This window comes from Paraburkholderia sp. J67 (genome assembly GCF_905220265.1).
In the GTDB taxonomy this organism is placed as follows: Bacteria; Pseudomonadota; Gammaproteobacteria; order Burkholderiales; family Burkholderiaceae; genus Paraburkholderia.
Genome location: NZ_CAJMZK010000013.1, coordinates 34,098 through 51,941 on the forward strand (window position 1 = coordinate 34,098; position 17,844 = coordinate 51,941).

The 17,844-nt window shown below is 62.2% G+C and carries 16 protein-coding genes and 1 tRNA gene; 4 read left to right on the top strand and 13 right to left on the bottom strand.

Going from position 1 to position 17,844, the window contains the following annotated elements; translation table 11 throughout:
* The first annotated feature begins 74 nt into the window (after window positions 1-74).
* A tRNA-Pro gene (locus tag U5782_RS22705) sits at window positions 75-151 on the top strand.
* Window positions 152-331: 180 nt separating this feature from the next.
* Here U5782_RS22705 and U5782_RS22710 read toward each other — a convergent pair.
* Genes U5782_RS22710 through U5782_RS22720 form a run of 3 tightly spaced genes read right to left on the bottom strand, consistent with a single transcriptional unit; the run spans window position 332 to window position 2,025 of the window.
* The gene (locus U5782_RS22710; RefSeq protein ID WP_322046139.1) at window positions 332-904 is read right to left on the bottom strand and encodes a hypothetical protein; all 573 of its coding nucleotides are present in this window, start codon (window positions 902-904) and stop codon (window positions 332-334) included.
* Window positions 901-1,551, bottom strand: coding sequence for a hypothetical protein (locus tag U5782_RS22715; RefSeq protein ID WP_322046140.1), 651 nt, complete (start codon window positions 1,549-1,551; stop codon window positions 901-903). Before U5782_RS22715 ends, U5782_RS22710 begins: the two co-directional genes overlap by 4 nt.
* Entirely contained in the window at window positions 1,552-2,025 is a 474-nt protein-coding gene (locus U5782_RS22720) for a type VI secretion system tube protein Hcp (RefSeq protein WP_322046141.1), read from the bottom strand.
* Between the two features lie 277 nt (window positions 2,026-2,302).
* On the opposite strand from U5782_RS22720, the gene sixA reads away from it, so the two are divergent.
* Window positions 2,303-2,767: a phosphohistidine phosphatase SixA gene (sixA, locus tag U5782_RS22725; protein ID WP_322046142.1), complete on the top strand. Its 465-nt coding sequence runs from the start codon at window positions 2,303-2,305 to the stop codon at window positions 2,765-2,767.
* 246 nt (window positions 2,768-3,013) lie between these two features.
* Entirely contained in the window at window positions 3,014-3,832 is an 819-nt protein-coding gene (locus tag U5782_RS22730) for a GNAT family N-acetyltransferase (protein WP_322046143.1), read from the top strand.
* A 108-nt stretch (window positions 3,833-3,940) separates the two neighbouring features.
* Here the strand turns inward: U5782_RS22730 and ppx are convergent, their stop codons facing one another.
* Window positions 3,941-5,530 (bottom strand): exopolyphosphatase, encoded by a 1,590-nt coding sequence (gene ppx, locus U5782_RS22735; RefSeq protein WP_415914381.1) that lies wholly within the window; start codon window positions 5,528-5,530, stop codon window positions 3,941-3,943.
* A gap of 238 nt (window positions 5,531-5,768) precedes the next feature.
* On the opposite strand from ppx, the gene ppk1 reads away from it, so the two are divergent.
* A complete protein-coding gene (ppk1, locus tag U5782_RS22740; RefSeq protein WP_322046145.1) occupies window positions 5,769-7,832 on the top strand; it encodes a polyphosphate kinase 1 in 2,064 nt (687 codons plus the stop codon).
* Window positions 7,833-7,964: 132 nt separating this feature from the next.
* Here ppk1 and phoR read toward each other — a convergent pair whose 3' ends face one another.
* The 9 genes from phoR to folP form a co-directional block, all read right to left on the bottom strand.
* Window positions 7,965-9,278, bottom strand: coding sequence for a phosphate regulon sensor histidine kinase PhoR (gene phoR / locus U5782_RS22745; protein WP_322046146.1), 1,314 nt, complete (start codon window positions 9,276-9,278; stop codon window positions 7,965-7,967).
* 139 nt (window positions 9,279-9,417) lie between these two features.
* Entirely contained in the window at window positions 9,418-10,119 is a 702-nt protein-coding gene (phoB, locus tag U5782_RS22750; RefSeq protein WP_027817258.1) for a phosphate regulon transcriptional regulator PhoB, read from the bottom strand.
* 121 nt (window positions 10,120-10,240) lie between these two features.
* A complete protein-coding gene (gene phoU, locus U5782_RS22755; RefSeq protein ID WP_027817259.1) occupies window positions 10,241-10,945 on the bottom strand; it encodes a phosphate signaling complex protein PhoU in 705 nt (234 codons plus the stop codon).
* 41 nt (window positions 10,946-10,986) lie between these two features.
* Window positions 10,987-11,823, bottom strand: coding sequence for a phosphate ABC transporter ATP-binding protein PstB (gene pstB, locus U5782_RS22760; RefSeq protein ID WP_415914382.1), 837 nt, complete (start codon window positions 11,821-11,823; stop codon window positions 10,987-10,989).
* A gap of 15 nt (window positions 11,824-11,838) precedes the next feature.
* Window positions 11,839-12,723 carry a phosphate ABC transporter permease PstA gene (pstA, locus tag U5782_RS22765; protein WP_415914383.1) on the bottom strand — a complete coding sequence of 295 codons (885 nt, stop codon included), beginning with the start codon at window positions 12,721-12,723 and terminating at the stop codon, window positions 11,839-11,841.
* Between the two features lie 8 nt (window positions 12,724-12,731).
* A complete protein-coding gene (gene pstC, locus U5782_RS22770) occupies window positions 12,732-13,715 on the bottom strand; it encodes a phosphate ABC transporter permease PstC (RefSeq protein ID WP_322046148.1) in 984 nt (327 codons plus the stop codon).
* Window positions 13,716-14,002: 287 nt separating this feature from the next.
* Window positions 14,003-15,034: a phosphate ABC transporter substrate-binding protein PstS gene (gene pstS / locus U5782_RS22775; protein ID WP_322046149.1), complete on the bottom strand. Its 1,032-nt coding sequence runs from the start codon at window positions 15,032-15,034 to the stop codon at window positions 14,003-14,005.
* A 402-nt stretch (window positions 15,035-15,436) separates the two neighbouring features.
* A complete protein-coding gene (glmM, locus tag U5782_RS22780) occupies window positions 15,437-16,789 on the bottom strand; it encodes a phosphoglucosamine mutase (protein WP_322046150.1) in 1,353 nt (450 codons plus the stop codon).
* A gap of 90 nt (window positions 16,790-16,879) precedes the next feature.
* Entirely contained in the window at window positions 16,880-17,695 is an 816-nt protein-coding gene (gene folP / locus U5782_RS22785; protein ID WP_322046265.1) for a dihydropteroate synthase, read from the bottom strand.
* Window positions 17,696-17,844: the final 149 nt, after the last annotated feature.

A 17,844-nucleotide genomic window follows, 5' to 3' on the forward strand; every position in this document is an offset into this window, starting at 1 on the left:
ATACGGGCGTATGCAGGCCAAACGCAAACTCATTTGACGCGGCATATAAAGAGCCGCTACAATCCACGACTCTTCGGAGCGTAGCGCAGCCTGGTAGCGCATCTGATTTGGGATCAGAGGGTCGTAGGTTCGAATCCTATCGCTCCGACCAGTATCAAGCAAAAAGCCCAGCCTTAACCGGCTGGGCTTTTTGTTTTTTGCGGCTGCGTGGAGGCTATGTCGGCCAAGCTCGATCAACGCCTCCGGCCAGATTCGCAATGCGACTTCGTCGCTTCCCGCGACAGAAAATGGGCGATGCATGTTTGCATGCCGGCGATCATCGTCATATCGCTCAATTGTGTCCACCAAAGCGTCGCCGTAGCATCGCCCAGAAACCTGTAGGCTCTTGTCCGACCGTTTGCACATGCAGACCATCTAACCGAATCTGAGCCAGACCGTTGTCTCCAGTCACGCCCAACGCCAGGGCAGGAGCAAGCGCATACCATGTCGAAGCCTCGCCCCACGAAAGATAAAATGTACCGCGAACCGGTTCATAAAACTCTGTCGGCTCCCCGATACTACCGTGCCTATTCTCATCAAATTCCGCGTCAATATGAACGGTCGCCGGTATGCCTTCTTCAAAACGACGCTCTCCTCGAATCCATCGATTCGGATTGGTATAAATAGACCAATCCATAATCCGTCCCTGCGGATCAAGTGCCATCGAAAAAAAGCCGCCGGTCAGAATATAGTTTCGCTCCGTGATATTGAATTTCTGATCAAGCTGCTCACTGAGAGTCGGCACACCTGGCGGGTTCGCTGCAATGTATCTAACGTCGCACATTACAGAATTCCCCTGTCCATCCCATGTGATTTCCACGATGGACTCAATGTACTCACCAACGCGAACAGCGATTTTTTTCATTTTACAGGACCATACTTAAAATGATAAATTATATAATCACTTTCACTAACAAGAACTTCTAAAACATATTTCTTCGAAGTTTTACTTTCTCCTAGACGAGTAATTGGAATTTTATACATAAAAATCCCCGACGCTCCTCGTGGATCAGGAGTGCGCTTGCCATATTTGATAGCAAGCCGAAGAATATGAACGGGTACGAACCGCCCTGGCTCTTTCATGTGTCTGAGCGGTTCAGCGGCAAAGCGCAATGGCCGCTGCATAAGCGCATAGTACCGCGTGCGCAAGCTATACAGCGCTGTTCGCTCAAGAGACGCACCAACACCCTTTACGCCCCACTCCGCAACCCCTCGGAGGCCCGCCCGCCAAACACCGCCAACGAGGAACACTGCATCAAGCGGGTCAAATAGCGGGGTCTCAAGCGGTACTTCATTTACCGCTATGCCTCCATCCAACGCATAGATACGAAAGACTCCAGCGTTTTCCTTTTGATATCCGATGATGCAGTCCAAGTCTGTATCATAGATGGGTTTTGCATCAAATGGCACACCCGGCGGTCGAAGATCAAACAGACCAGCGCCTTTGGGTTTCAGGGAGCCGTCCCACTCAAAAGACGGCTCATCGCCTGTATCGATTAGCGGCGTCGACATTCAGGCAGCCTGGTTTTCTTTTACGTCGATGACCGCCGAAACTGTACCCTGACTGCTACCCAGCGGGCTTTGTAAAATGTACTCGTGCGTCATCCGCGCGAACGACAATGCGACGTGCTCCAGCGCAGTATCACTCTCGGCGACAGGTTCTACGTGTGTAATAACCACGTCAAACATGGTAATTCTTAGGTATTCGAGTGGTGTGCCTCCGGCCTTACGCATGGTTAATTGGGCTCTTCGAATATGTTGCCCCCGGAAACAATACCCCGCGAGGTTGGGACTCGCACGGTCTATGGCATGAATAAAACGTAAATCCGATACGGTGGCCTTTGCCGCACCGCCTCCAGCGCCGGAGTGCATACTGGACTTCTGCTTGATAGACCAATTCCAGTTAAGTACTTCAATTTCGTTAGGATGCTTGGCATCTTGCGATTCGCCAGTAATTCCATCAATCTTGATAAAAATATCTGCCATGACAATTTCCACTGGGGATGAATGAATTTTCAGGCTACTCCGCACCCAAAGTAACTTTGTCGAAAATCGTCAAATCATGATATTCACCGAAGCAGCATCAATCAGATACGCATTAGCTCTTCCCTCGCGTCCCCACCGTTTCAAGCGAGAAAACACCATGCGTTCCGAGGAAAGATCGAGCACCGCGATAGCGGGAGACGCCGAGTAGCACCGTGGCAACCCGCTCCGTCGCTTTAGAATAGATTCGTAGGCCACCCACCCCTTCCGGAGCGCCCCCATGAACCTCATCCTCTGGCGCCACGCCGAAGCCGAAGACGTCGCCGCGAGCGATCTCGCCCGCCAGCTCACCACGCGCGGGCGCAAGCAGGCGCAAAGCGTCGCGCGCTGGCTGCGCACGCGCCTGCCTGAAGACGCCGTGATCCTCGCGAGCCCCGCCGCGCGAACGATCCAGACCGCCGAGTCGCTCACCGACCAATACCGTGTCGTGCGCGAACTCGCGCCCAACGCCAGCGTCGAGGCCGTGCTGGAGGCCGCAGGCTGGCCGGACGGCATCGCCTCGACGGTCGTCGTGGTGGGCCATCAGCCCACGCTCGGCGAGGTGCTCGCGCATCTGCTCGGCAACGAAGGCGAGCGCCGCAGTTGGGCCGTGAAGAAGTCCGGCCTGTTCTGGATCAAGAGCCGCGAGCGCAACGGCGACGGCGAAGCCGTCCTGCTCGCCGCCATCACGCCCGATCTCGTCTGAGCGCCACCGATCGACACGGCGCGAGGACGATTTCAAGCGCGATCAAGCCCCCACGTCGCGCCAATCCAACACCCCGCGCCGCCCATCGCGCGGCGCCTCGCTCCCCGCCCTCACCCGCGCCCCACAACGCCTGCGCCGATCCACCTTACAGCGCGTCATTGAATCGTCATTGCGTTTTCATGGAACCGTAACCGCGTCTTACTACATTGCCGGAAAAGTTCTCTTACTTTCCGACCAGGACGCCCCATGCGAGATCTGCCGACGCCCTCCCTGCCGTTCGCCTCGAGTCTCTTCGAGTCGAACCGGCATCTGCCGCGCGCCGAAGAGACGGTCACCGCGCAGCACCGCCTGCAAGTGGCCTGGGCTCGCACAGACGAAGAGCTGCGCGAAGCGCAGCGCCTGCGCTACCGCGTGTTCGCCGAGGAAATGGGCGCGCGTCTGTCCGGCCCGGCCGGCCTCGATGTCGACTCCTTCGACCACTACTGCGATCACCTGCTCGTGCGCGACCTCGACACGCTCAAGGTCGTCGGCACCTATCGCGTGCTGCCGCCGCACCAGGCCACGCGCATCGGCCGTCTGTACGCCGAGAGCGAATTCGATGTCTCGCGCCTCGCGCACCTGCGCCCGAAGATGGTCGAGGTGGGCCGCTCGTGCGTGCACCCCGACTACCGTAGCGGCTCGGTCATCATGTCACTGTGGGGCGGTCTGGGCGCCTACATGACGCACAACGGCTACGAGACGATGCTCGGCTGCGCGAGCGTCGCGATGGCCGACGGTGGTCACTACGCGGCCAATCTGTACGCCTCGCTCGACGCGAACGCGCTGACGGACCCGGAGTACCGCGCCTTCCCGCACACGCCGCTGCCGGTCGAGGAACTGCGCACCGGCGCCTCCGCCGTGCCGCCGCCGCTCATCAAGGGTTATCTGCGCCTCGGCGCGAAGATTTGTGGCGCACCGGCCTGGGATCCGGACTTCAATACCGCCGACTTCCTCACGCTGTTCCGTCTCTCGGACATCAACGAGCGTTACGCGCGTCACTTCCTCGGCGAAGCCAACGCGCGCTAAGCGGCGCCGCGCACAGCGCCCAGAAACACAATGCCCGGCTCACAGGCCGGGCATTGTCGTTTTCGGCGCCTTGAAACCAACCCAGGCGCCGGGGTCAGTCAGACCGCATCATTCATCCGTATAAACCACGCGATAAGGAATGCCGATCTTGCCCCACTCGGCCGCTTCCTGGACGAGGTTGTAGTCGGTGAGCGGATTGTTCTGCACCCACTCGTTGGGCAGCAGCACTTCATAGCCGTTGTGCTCCTGCACGACCGTGATCTTCGGCAGTCCGACATCGGCGCGGCGGCGGCTCAGCAGCGCGGCGAGGCGCAGGCAGAACAGCAGCGGCCATTCCACATCGCGCGTCTGCGAGAGCTTGCCGAGCTTGCCCACGTGGCCGAGCACCAGCGCGGCGAGACGCGCCTGGTCGGTGCGCGAAAAACCCGGCATGTCGGCGTTGCTGGCGATGTAGGCCGAGTGCTTGTGATACGCGCTGTGCGAGATCGACAGGCCGATCTCGTGCAGCGACGCCGCCCAGCCGAGGAACATACGGTTCTCTTCGCGGCGCTCTTCGTCGGCTTCCTCGAACTGGTCGTAGAAGCTCACCGCCAGCTCGCCGATACGGCCCGCCTGCGCCCGGTCCACGCCGTAGCGGCGCATGAAGCCCTCCACGGTCACGGTGCGCATGTCCTCGTGCTGCGAACGGCCCAGCAGGTCGTACAGCACGCCCAGACGCAGCGCGCCGTCGGTGGTATCGACGTAGTCGATGCCCAGTTCCTCGAACACCGCGATCATGATCGAGAGGCCGCCCGCCAGCACCGGAATGCGATCGGGCTTGAGCGCGACGAGCTTCAGCCGATTGACGTTCTCCGCCTTGATGAGCGCGCGCTTGAGGCGTTCGAGCCCGCCGCGCGAGATGCCGTGCGTGATGCCCGGATCGTTGAAACCGTTTGCTTCGACGAGTTCGGCCAGCGCCCGCGCCGTGCCCGATGAGCCGATCGCCTGGTCCCAGCCGGTCTTGCGGTAATCAGCCGAGATGATCTGGATTTCGCGCGAAGCGGCCAGTTCGGCCTGGCGCATGGTGTATTCGTCGACGTTGCCGGCCGGGAAGAACTGGCGGCTATGGCTCACGCAGCCGATATAAAGGCTTTCCATGCGGATCGGCGTGTAGTGCGAACCGATGATGAACTCGGTCGAGCCACCGCCGATGTCCACCACGAAGCGCTTGCCGGCGCTCGCCGGCACCGAGTGCGCGGCGCCCGCGTAGATCAGACGCGCTTCTTCGCGGCCCGCGATCACTTCGATCGGGAAGCCCAGCGCCTTTTCTGCTTCGACGAGGAATTCGCGTGCGTTCTTGGCGACACGCAGCGTGTTGGTGGCGACGGCGCGCACGTGATCGGGGTGGAAGTCGCGCAGGCGCTCGCCGAAGCGTTTGAGCGCATCCCAGCCGCGCACCTGCGAGGCGCGGTCGAGCATCTTGTCCTTCGAGAGGCCCGCGGCAAGTCGCACGGGTTCGCGCAGGGCATCGACGGGATAGATCTGGCTGCCGGCGTCGGTTTCCTCGACACGGCCGACGATCAGACGAAAGCTGTTCGAACCGAGATCGACGGCGGCAAGCAGTTGCGGATTGGTGACCATCGAGGGGGCGGGCTCCATGCGTGCGAACGCGGCCATTCGTGCTCTCTGAGCGCTGGCCGCGCTGTCCAAATATGCCATTTTAAGCGTACCCGACTTCCCCATGTCGCTCCTCGCACCGGTTAATCGTCAGCTCGCGGCAAGGAACGCCCCTGAGGACGCCTTGACCCATGGTGCATCATTACTTCAGAGCGTGTCGAGAACGTGAAAATGGGGCGTAAAATTTATGACACACCCAATGTCACAATAAAGTCACATTACTGTGAGAATTTCCGAGCGTCCGTTCGAATCATCCCCTGAAATTCCGCTTTCAATACCCATGTCCATCCGCTATCCCCTTCTCAACCGCGAACTGGGCATTCTGGGATTCAACGAGCGTGTGCTCGCACAGGCCGCCGACCCATCCGTTCCCTTGCTGGAGCGCTTGCGCTTCATCTGCATCACCAGCAGCAACCTCGACGAATTCTTCGAAGTCCGCATGGCCGGGCTTCACGAGCAGATGCGCGACAACCCGGGCGTCCTATCGCCGGACGGCATGTCGCTGCAGCACGTCTACGACCTCGTGGTCGAGCGCGCGCAACGTCTCGTGCATCGCCAGTACCGCATGCTGCACGACACGGTGCTGCCGGCGCTCGAACAGGAAGGCATCTACTTCCACGGCACCGATGCGTGGAACGAAGCGCAGACCGCCTGGGCGCGCAAGTACTTCCTCGACGAACTGCTGCCGGTGCTCACGCCGATCGGTCTCGATCCGGCCCACCCGTTCCCGCGCGTGCTCAACAAGAGCCTGAACTTCGTGGTGGAGCTCGAAGGTAAGGATGCCTTCGGACGTCAGGCCGTGATGGGCATCGTGCAGGCGCCGCGCGCGCTGCCGCGGCTCGTGCGCATGCCGCAGGAACTGTCGGGCTTCCAGCATGGTTTCGTATTGCTCGGCTCGCTGCTGCAACGCTTCGTGGGCGAGCTGTTCCCGAGCCTCGTCGTGCGCAGCTGCAACCAGTTCCGCATCACGCGCAACAGCGAACTGTTCGTCGACGAAGACGAAATCACCAACCTGCGTGTGGCGTTGCAGGGCGAGCTGCCCGCGCGCCATCTGGGTAATGCGGTGCGTCTGGAAGTGTCGGCGGAAACGCCGGTGCATCTCGTCAAGCGCCTGCTCGACGAAAGCGGACTCGACGAGAAGGACTGCTACTACGTCGACGGCCCCGTCAATCTCGTGCGTCTCATGCAGTTGCCCGAGATGGTGGACCGCCCCGACCTGAAGTTCGTGCCGCACGTGCCCGCGATTCCGCAGCGCATCGCCGCGAGCGGCAACATGTTCGACGTGATCGATCAGGGCGACATCCTGCTCCATCATCCGTACGAGAGCTTCCAGCCCGTGCTGGAACTGCTGCTGCAAGCCGCCAACGATCCGAACGTGGTTGCCATCAAGCAGACCATCTATCGCACCGGCACCGACTCGCCGCTGATGGACGCGCTCATGCAGGCCGCGCGCAACGGCAAGGAAGTCACGGTCGTGGTGGAGCTGCTCGCGCGCTTCGACGAAGAAACCAACATCAACTGGGCCTCGCAGCTCGAAGCTGTCGGCGCGCATGTGGTCTATGGCGTCGTGGGCCACAAGTGCCACGCCAAGATGATGCTGATCGTGCGCCGCGTGCCCGTGAACGGCCGCATGCAACTGCGCCGCTACGTGCACCTGGGCACCGGCAACTATCATCCGCGCACCGCGCGTCTCTACACCGACTTCGGCCTCATGACGTCGGAGCCGAAGATGTGCGAGGACGTGCACCACGTGTTCCAGCAGCTCACCGGCATCGGCGGCGAATTGCAGTTGCACGACTTGTGGCAATCGCCGTTCACGCTGCATCCGAAGCTCATCGAAGCCATTCGCGCCGAGGCGCAGGCCGCGCGCGAAGGCAAGAAGGCACGCATCGTCGCGAAGATGAACGCGCTGCTCGAACCCACGGTGATCGACGAGTTGTACGAAGCATCGCAGGCGGGCGTGAAGATCGATCTGATCATCCGCGGCGTGTGCTCGCTGCAGCCGGGCGTGCCGGGTCTGTCCGACAACATCACGGTGCGCTCGATCGTCGGGCGTTTCCTCGAGCACCATCGCATCTACTACTTCTATGCGGGCGGCGCGGAGCACGTCTATCTGTCGAGCGCCGACTGGATGGACCGCAATCTGTTCCGCCGCGTCGAAGTCGCGTTCCCGATCCACGATCGCCGTCTGAAACGCCGTGTGATCGCCGAAGGCTTGTCGTGCTTCCTCGGCGACAATCAAGCGGCATGGCTCATGCAAAGCGACGGCCACTACAAGCGCCGCCGCGCGGGCAAGGCCATTCGCAACGCGCAGATGAGCCTGCTGACGAAGTTCTGTCCGTGATGCTGTAACGCTGCGATGCGCCCGCACAGGGCGCGGGATGCAAAAAAGCCGCTTCGGTCATTAAGACGAAGCGGCTTTTTTATTCAGCGAGCCTGGGCGAATGACAAGGGCGCGCGATGCGCCCTGCCGTTATCAAGCCGGAGTCGGTTGCCGGCGCGTCGTGCGCGCGGCCGGGAAACGCACCGTGAAGGTGCTGCCCCGCCCTTCCTCGCTCTTCACTTCGAGCGCCGCATCGTGGCGTTGCAGCACATGCTTGACGATCGCGAGACCCAGGCCCGTGCCGCCCGTATCGCGCGATCGACTGCGATCGACGCGATAGAAGCGCTCGGTGAGGCGCGGAATGTCGCTCGCGGGAATACCGTAGCCGCTATCCGTCACCGAGAACACCGCGCTGCCGCCTTCGAGACGCCATGACAGTCGCACGCTGCCATCCTCGGGCGTGTAGCGCACGGCGTTAGTGGCGAGATTGCCGAGCGCGCTCAGCACTTCGGTTTCCGAACCGGTGACGCTCAAACCGTCGTCGAATTCGGCCAGGATACGGTGATGGCCGCCCGAGAGGCTTTCCGCATCCTCGCGCACGTGGCCGAGCACGGCGCGCATGTCGATGATCTGGTCGCCCGGCAGACGCACCTCGCCTTCGAGCTTGGCCAGCACCAGCAGGTCGGTGACGATATGGCGCATACGCGAGGCCTGCTGCTCCATCAGATCGAAGTAGCGCATGCGCTCTTCCTCCGAGAGGGGCAATTCGCGCATCGTCTCCAGAAAGCCCGAAAGCACGGTGAGCGGCGTTTTCAGTTCGTGCGAGACGTTGGCGACGAAGTCGCGGCGCATGGCGTCGGTGCGCTCGAGTTCGGTGATGTCCTGCGAGAGCACGAGCTTGCGGTTATCGCCATACGGAAACACCTGCACCGACAGCACGTTCTGGCGCTTCGCCCCCATGCCGCGCATGATCAGCATCTCTTTGTAGTCATGCGAATTCAGATAACGCACGAAGTCGGGCTGACGCACGAGATGGGTGATGTGCTGACGCAGATCGCGCTTCGCATCGAGGCCGAAATGCACTTCCGAAATGGCGTTGCACCACTCGATCTGGTCGTGATCGTCGAGCATGGCGACGCCGTTGGGCGATGCCTGGATGGCCTGGATGAAACGCGAATGCTGTTGCTCGACCTGACGCACCTGGGCGTGCCAGCGCTTCGCGAGCTTATGCAGACGGTAATAGATTTCCCCCCACACGCCGGGCGCGCTCGGCACTTCGCCGTAGACGGGCGCGTCGAGCAGGCGCCAGAGACGCTGCTTGTGGAAGGTGCTGAAAACCATTTGACCGGCCAGCGCCACCACGGCGAAAGCCAGCGCGAACTTGATGCCGAATAATGCGCCGATACCCGTGCAAACGAGCGCGAGCAGCACGATCGAGACGAGGGCGCGCGCCCAGATGATGTTCATGTTCCTGCGATCGAAGAGAGTGGCAATCCGTACCGGGGCGCTGCGGATTCGGAGCACCGGCGCTGCGCTTCGCGCTGCACCGGCGTGTGACTGCGGTTAATCAGCCTGATGCGGTCTGAATCGACGGCAATCGACGACTTCAGGCGCTCTTCGCGAGACGGTAGCCGCTGCCGCGCACCGTTTCGATCATAGCATCGCATCCTGCCGGCTTAAGGGCGGCGCGCAGACGCTTGATATGCACGTCCACGGTGCGCTCTTCCACGAACACGTGATCGCCCCACACCTGATCGAGCAGTTGCGTGCGGCTATGCACGCGCTCCGGGTGCGTCATGAAAAAGTGCAGCAGACGGAACTCGGTCGGGCCGAGATCGAGCTTGATCTCGGAGCCTTCCGCGTGCGCCGCGACCCGGTGCGTGGCCGGATCGAGCTTCAGGCCGTTGATCGCGACCACGTCTTCCGTGAGCTGCGGAGCGCGGCGGCGCAGGACCGCCTTGATGCGCGCCATCAGCTCTTTCGGCGAGAACGGCTTGGTGACGTAATCGTCGGCGCCGATTTCGAGACCGAGCACCTTGTCCTGCTCGTCGCCGCGCGCGGTCAGCATGATGATCGGGATATGCTTCGTGCGCTCGTTGTTACGCAGGTCGCGCGCGAAATTCACGCCCGACTTGCCCGGCAGCATCCAGTCGAGCAGGATGAGATCGGGCAGCACATCGCTGATCAGATTCTGCGCCTGCTCTGCGTTGTAGGCGCGGATCGGGCAATGACCTGCGTGCTGGAGGTTCACCGAAATCAGCTCGGAAATAGCGGGCTCATCTTCGATGACGAGAATGCTGCTAGGCATCGACACCTCTTGACCAAAAGACCAGTTGATACGGATTACGAAAGTGACGGGGCGGAATCGATTTCAGAACTCGACGTGAAAACGCGCCCTGAAAGCGCGCTTCACACTCCCCGCACGCAACTTAGCTCAGCGCTTCGCGTTCGAGCGCGTCGCGCGACTTGTGCCGCACGTCGGTGCCCTTGACGATGTAGATGATGAATTCGGCGATGTTCTTCGCGTGGTCGCCGATGCGCTCGATCGCCTTGGCGATGAACAGATAGTCGAGGCCCGCGGAAATCGTGCGCGGATCTTCCATCATGTAGCTCACCAGCTTGCGCACGAAGGCGCGGAATTCCTCGTCGATGGCCTTGTCGTCGCGCACGATCTGCGCGGCGGCCACGGTATCGAGACGCGCGAATGCGTCGAGCGCACGGCGCAGGATCGACACGGCCATCTCGCCCGAGACCTTGATCTCGGCGATATTGACCGCGCGCGAGTTGCCGTCTTCCATCAGGCGCTTGGTGCGCTTGGCGATCTTTTCGGCTTCGTCGCCGGCGCGTTCCAGATTCGTGATGGTCTTCGAAATCGCCAGCACGAGGCGCAGATCGCGTGCAGCCGGTTGGCGGCGCGCGATGATGTTGCTGCACTCTTCGTCGATCTCGACTTCCATCGTGTTCAGACGCTCTTCGGCGGCGATCACGCGCTCGGCGGCTTCGCCGTCGAACTCGTTCAGGGCCTGCATCGCCGTGATGATCTGCGATTCCACCAGACCGCCCATTTCCAGAACCTTCGACGAAACGAGGTTCAGGTCGGCGTCGAACTGGCTGGACAGGTGCTTGTCGGACATGTCGTTTCTCCCTTCTTCCGCTTAATGTGTCACCAAACGGATCAGCCGAAGCGGCCCGTAATGTAGTCTTCCGTTTCCTTGCGGACCGGCTTGATGAAGATCTTCTCGGTGTCGCCGAACTCGATCAGTTCGCCGAGATACATGTACGCAGTGTAGTCCGAGCAACGCGCGGCCTGTTGCATGTTGTGGGTGACGATCACCACCGTGTAGTCGCTCTTGAGTTCGGCGATCAGCTCTTCGATGCGGCCCGTGGAAATCGGGTCGAGCGCCGAGCACGGCTCGTCGAGCAGCAGCACTTCGGGGCGGATCGCGATGCCGCGCGCGATACACAGACGCTGTTGCTGGCCGCCCGACAGACCGTAGCCGCTCTGGCCGAGCTTGTCCTTCACTTCGTTCCAGAGCGCGGCCTTGGTGAGCGCCCATTCGACGCGGTCGTCCATTTCCGGGCGCGACAGCTTCTCGAACATCTTCACGCCGAACGCGATGTTGTCGTAGATCGACATCGGGAACGGGGTCGGCTTCTGGAACACCATGCCGATACGCGCGCGCAGCAGCGAAATATCGCGCTTGGTGGTCAGCAGGTTCTCGCCTTCCATCAGGATCTCACCCTCGGCACGCTGCTCCGGATAGAGCGCGTACATCTTGTTGAAGGTGCGCAGCAGCGTGGACTTGCCGCAACCCGACGGGCCGATGAACGCGGTCACCTTGCCTTCGGGGATCTGCAGGTTGATGTTCTTGAGCGCGTGATACTTGCCGTAGAAGAAGTTCAGGTCCTTGACTTCGATCTTCGGACGCGACGACATGGCGCCACGGTTGCCCTGGGCGGGGTCGAAGCCGGTCGGCGCGGTAGTGTTGAGGTGACTCTCTGCCATATTCATCGGATGACTCCGCCCTTACTTTTTCGAAAAGATGGAGCGTGCGAGGATATTCAGACCCAGCACGCCCAACGTGATCAGGAAAACGCCGGCCCACGCGAGCGACTGCCACTGCGAGAACGGGCTCATCGCAAACTTGTAGATCGTGACCGGCAGGTTCGCCATCGGTTGATTCATGTCCGCCGAGAAGAACTGGTTCGACAGCGCCGTAAAGAGCAGCGGCGCGGTTTCGCCAGCGATACGGGCGATCGCGAGCAGCACGCCCGTGACGATGCCCGCGACCGACGCCTTGAGCGTGATCGACAGCACCATCTTCCACTTCGGCGTGCCGAGTGCGAAGGCGGCTTCGCGCAGTGCATTCGGCACGAGTTTCAGCATGTTCTCGGTCGTGCGGATCACGATGGGGATTTGCAGCAGCGCGAGCGACACTGCGCCGGCCCAGCCGCTGAAGTGACCCATCTTCGCCACCACGAGCGCATAGACGAACAGACCCACGACGATCGACGGCGCCGACAACAGAATGTCGTTGATGAAGCGCGTGATGCTCGCGAGCCAGCCCTTCTGGCCGTATTCGGCCAGATAGACGCCCGCGAGAATGCCGATCGGCGTGCCGACCAGCGTCGCGATACCCACCAGCAACAAGCTGCCGACGATCGCGTTGGCGAGACCGCCGCCGTCGGTGTTCGGGGGCGGCGTCGATTGCGTGAAGAGTTCGACCGACAGACCGCCAATGCCCAGCGAGAGCGTCGTGTAGAGAATCCACACGAGCCACAGGATGCCGAAAGCCATCGCCGCGAGCGACATCGTCAGTGCGATGGCGTTGGTCACGCGGCGGCGGCTTTGCAGCTTGCCGCGCATCTTGTCCAGCTCGGAGCCGTAGATCGCTCCGGGAATTTTCATCATCGGCTCGCTCATCGCGCACCCTCCGATTTTTCAAGGCGCAGCAGCATGAGCTTGGAGATCGCCAGCACGATGAAGGTAATCACGAACAGGATCAGGCCGAGTTCCATCAGCGCCGACGTGTGCAGGCCGGGTTCCGCTTCGGCGAACTCGTTGGCGAGCGCCGAGGTAATGCTGTTGCCGGGCGAGAAGAGCGAGACGTTATCGAGCAGATTCGTATTGCCGATCACGAACGTCACCGCCATCGTTTCGCCGAGCGCACGGCCGAGGCCGAGCATCACGCCGCCGATCACGCCGGTCTTGGTAAAGGGCAGCACGATCTTCCACATCACTTCCCAGGTCGTGCAGCCGATGCCGTAAGCCGACTCTTTGAGCAGCACGGGCGTGACTTCGAACACGTCGCGCATCACCGAGGCGATGTACGGAATGATCATGATCGCGAGAATGACGCCGGCGCACAGGATGCCGATACCGATCGGCGGGCCCTGGAACAGCGGGCCGATCAGCGGTGCGTTGCCGAGCAACTGGCCGAGCGGGCGCTGGAAGTATTGCGCGAAGATCGGCGCGAACACGAGCAGGCCCCACATGCCGTAGACGATCGACGGGATCGCGGCGAGCAGTTCGATGGCGATGCCGAGCGGGCGGCGCAGCCAGGCGGGCGAGAGTTCGGTCAGGAACAGCGCGATACCGAAGCTCACCGGCACGGCGATGACGAGCGCGATGATCGACGTGGCGATCGTGCCGTAGATGGGCACGAGCGCGCCGAACTTCTCGCTGGGGGGATCCCAGTCGGCCGTCCAGAGGAACGAGAGGCCGAACTTCTGGATCGTCGGCATCGAAGCGACGATCAGCGACACGATGATGCCGCCGAGCAGCAACAGCGTGACGATGGCGGCGCCGCGCGCGAGGCCGCCGAAAATGATGTCCCCTGCCGGGCTGGGCGCTTTCTGCGCCTGGCTGCCGGGCGGGTTCGAGACGAGCGGGACGTCGGACATGATGACCTGTATCCAGTTGCCGCGAGCACGAGGCTCACGACGTTGATGCGGTTCTGATACCGCCTGCCGCCCTGGCCGGTTCATGCAGCCAGGTCAGGCGACCGGCGCAAGGCCCGAGGGCGGTACATCGTAGCGGGTGAATTGGTGCGTCATTCGCGCATGCAAGCGGCGCATGAATTACGCCTTTATTGCACACGTATTACAAATGCATAACACAGGGTCTGGAAGCAGCACGGGCCGCACGCGGTTCTTCGCGGCGGCCCGTTGCGCTACACGGTCAAACCGCCTTATTCGGCGATGGTCTTGCCGCTAGCGTCCTTGACCTTTTCCTTCCATTGCGACTTGATTTCGCTCACGACCGATTGCGGCAGCGAGATGTAATCGAGGCTGTCAGCAGCCGGCGTGCCGTTCTTGAAAGCCCAGTCGAAGAACTTGAGCGTTTCCTTGCCTTGATCCGGCTTGTCCTGCGCCGTGTGCAGCAGCACGAAGGTCGCGCCCACGACCGGCCATGCGTCCTTGCCCGGCTCGTTCGTGAGGATCTGGTAGAACGACTTCTTCCAGTCTGCGCCAGCAGCAGCAGCCTTGAACGTTTCCGTGCCCGGCTCGACAACCGCGCCCGACTCGTTCTTCATGGCGGTGTAGACCATGTGGTTCTGCTTGGCGTACGCCCACTCGACATAGCCGATTGCGCCCGGCAGACGCTGCACGAAGGCGGCGACGCCGTCGTTGCCCTTGCCGCCCGTACCCGTCGGCCAGCTCACGGTCGAGCCTTCGCCAACCTTGCTCTTCCACTCGGCGTTAACCTTCGAGAGGTAGTTCGTCCAGATGAAGCTGGTGCCCGAACCGTCGGCGCGGCGAACCACGGCGATGTCCAGATCCGGCAGCTTGACCTTCGGGTTCAGCGCGACGACGGCCGGATCATTCCACTTCTTGATCTTGCCGAGGTAGATGTCGCCGAGCACTTCGCCCGACAGCGTGAGTTCGCCAGCCTTGATGCCCGGCACGTTGATTGCCGGCACGACGCCGCCGACCACCGTCGGGAACTGGAACAGGCCTTCCTTGGCCAGTTCGTCGTCCTTCAGGGGCGCGTCCGAACCTGCGAAATCAACCGTCTTGGCGACGATCTGCTTGATACCGCCCGACGAGCCGATGCCTTGGTAGTTCACCTTGCCGCCGCCCGTCTTTTGATAGGCATCCGCCCATTTCGTGTAGATCGGTGCTGCAAAGGTGCTGCCCGCGCCAGTGATGTCAGCAGCGTGGGCTGCGATCGCGAAGAGCGCGCCAGCAACGCCAGCGAGCGCGGTTTGCATCAATTTCATGAGACCTCCAGGTGTGTGAGCGGATGAACGACACCGCGAAGCTTAGGGGGTCTTTGTGACAGTAACGTGACGATTCATGAAGCAGCTGTGACACTACGATTACCAGCTGAAAGGCGGAGGAATCAGGCAGATGGCGCACACTTGGCGCGTGTTCGCGCGCTGCCTCCCAGCGCTGGCGCGCGAGGCCGCCCGTGGGCCGGGCATGAAGGGGCACGTCGGGGTCCGATGCGCAAAGGCCGGCTTCACAGCCTGAAAGGCTTCTGAAACCGGAATTGGAACGTTTGCTCGAACGCGAAACGTACCGTTACGTCGGAGGGACGTTGGAGAGGAAAAAGCAGGCGCGGCACCTTGTCGCAGGCAGGGTGCCGCGCCGCGTTTTGACAACGGCTGTCGGCCGGAGAATCAGGCGATGGCGCGCTTGACCGTTTCGGCGATCGATTCGGCGTAATGGAGCGTGTCGCGCTCTTCACGCGCCTCGACCATCACGCGCAGCACCGGCTCCGTACCCGAGGCGCGGATCAGCACGCGACCACGGCCCTTGAGCTCGGCTTCGGCATCGGCAATCGACTTCTGGATCGCCGCGTTGCCCTTCCAGTCGGCGCCCTGCGCGATACGCACATTGATGAGCTTCTGCGGGAACAGCGTCACACCGTCGAGGATTTGCGCGAGGGTCTGGCCGCTGCGCTTCATCGCCGCCAGCACCAGCAGCGCCGAGACGATGCCGTCTCCGGTCGTATGACGGTCGAGCGAGAGGATGTGGCCCGAGCCTTCCGCGCCGATCTGCCAGCCATGCTCGCGCAGTTGCTCCAGCACGTAGCGATCGCCCACGTTGGCGCGCACGAACTGCACGCCGAGGCCGTCGAGCGCCTGCTCCACCGCGAGGTTGGTCATCAGCGTGCCGACTGCGCCTTCGACCTTGCCGTCGGTCGCGATGCGGTCCCTCACCAGCACGTAGAGCAGTTCGTCGCCGTTGTAGAGGCGGCCCTGAGCATCGACGATCTGCAGGCGGTCGGCGTCGCCGTCGAGCGCGATGCCGAGGTCGGCATGGTTCGCACGCACCGCGCGCACCAGCGCATCGGGCGCGGTCGCGCCGACGCCATCATTGATGTTGAAGCCGTTCGGCGACACGCCGATGGGAATCACCTCCGCGCCCAGTTCGTGGAACACGTGCGGCGCGATGTCATAGGCCGCGCCATTCGCGCAGTCGACGACCAGCTTCAGGCCGCGAAGGCTGAATGCCTGCGGGAAGGTGCTCTTGCAGAATTCGATATAGCGACCGCGCGCGTCGTCGAGACGGCGGGCGCGGCCCAGTTGCTCGGACGCCGCGCAGTCGAGCGGCAAATCGAGTTGTGCCTCGATCTGCGTTTCGACCTCGTCGGGCAGTTTGTTGCCGTCGGCGGAGAAGAACTTGATGCCGTTGTCGTAGTACGGATTATGCGAGGCGCTGATCACCACGCCCGCAGCCAGACGCAGCGCGCGCGTGAGATAGGCGACGCCGGGCGTCGTCATCGGCCCCGCGAGCATCACGTCGATGCCAGCGGCGGACAGCCCGGCTTCCAGCGACGCCTCGAGCATATAACCCGAAATACGCGTGTCCTTGCCGATCAGCACAGCCGGGCGCGGTCCCGAGGCCGGCGCGGCCCCCGCGAGCACCTTGCCCGCCGCGTAGCCAAGACGCAGCACGAAATCCGGCGTGATCGGCGCCACGCCGACCTTGCCGCGAATCCCATCGGTTCCGAAATAACGACGTCCCATACCTCAACCTCTCATTGACTCTGTTGTATGGCGCCCGAAGGCTTGTTTATGCCCAGTCGCGCCGTGTTCTTTCAACGTCCTGCTACCTGCTCAAGTTGCCTGATGGCGCTCGGCCTCACGCATGGCGCCCCAGACTTTCAGGGCATCCACGGTCGGCGCGACATCGTGCACGCGGATGATCGCCGCGCCCTTCTGGGCTGCGCACACCGCCGCCGCCACGCTGGCCGAGATGCGCTCGGGCGCCGGCCGGTTCACGAGCGCACCGAGCATCGACTTGCGGGACATGCCCGCGAGTATCGGATACGGCGCAACACCCGCCGGCACCTGCGGCGCCGTTTCGGGCATCCGCGCGAGCAGTGCGTAATTATGCTCGACCACCGACTTGCCGAAGCCAAAACCCGGATCGACGCTGATGCGCGCACGCGCAACGCCAGCACCTTCGAGTTCGGCGCAACGCGCCTCCAGAAACTCGCGCACCTCGCGCACGACATCGACGTAATCGGGCTCGCCGATCTGCATCGTTTGCGGCTCGCCCAGCATGTGCATCACGCACAGGCCGCACTGGCTCTCGCGCACCGCGTCGACTGCGCCCGGCATGCGAAAACCCCAGATGTCGTTGATCAGGTCCGCACCGGCTGCCAGCGCATGACGCATGACTTCCGGCTTGTAGGTGTCGATCGACAAGGGCACGTTCGCGCCCTTGAGCCGCTCGACCAGCGGAATCACCCGTTCGAGCTCTTCATCGAGTGGCACGGGCGGCGCGCCCGGGCGCGTCGACTCGCCGCCGATGTCGATGATGTCGACGCCATCGAGCAGCATCTGCTCGGCGCGGCGCAGCGCATCGTCGAAGGCCACATAGCGGCCGCCGTCGGAAAACGAATCCGGCGTCGCGTTGAGAATGCCCATGACGAGCGGACGCTCGAAGGTCAGCGTGAAACGACCGCAGATCAGCGGTTCGGGCAGATTACCCTGCGATGTGAGATTGGACACGTCAAGAAACGTCAGATGTGTAACGAAATGCAGCCGCGGGCGTGACAGGACTAGCGCCACGGCAA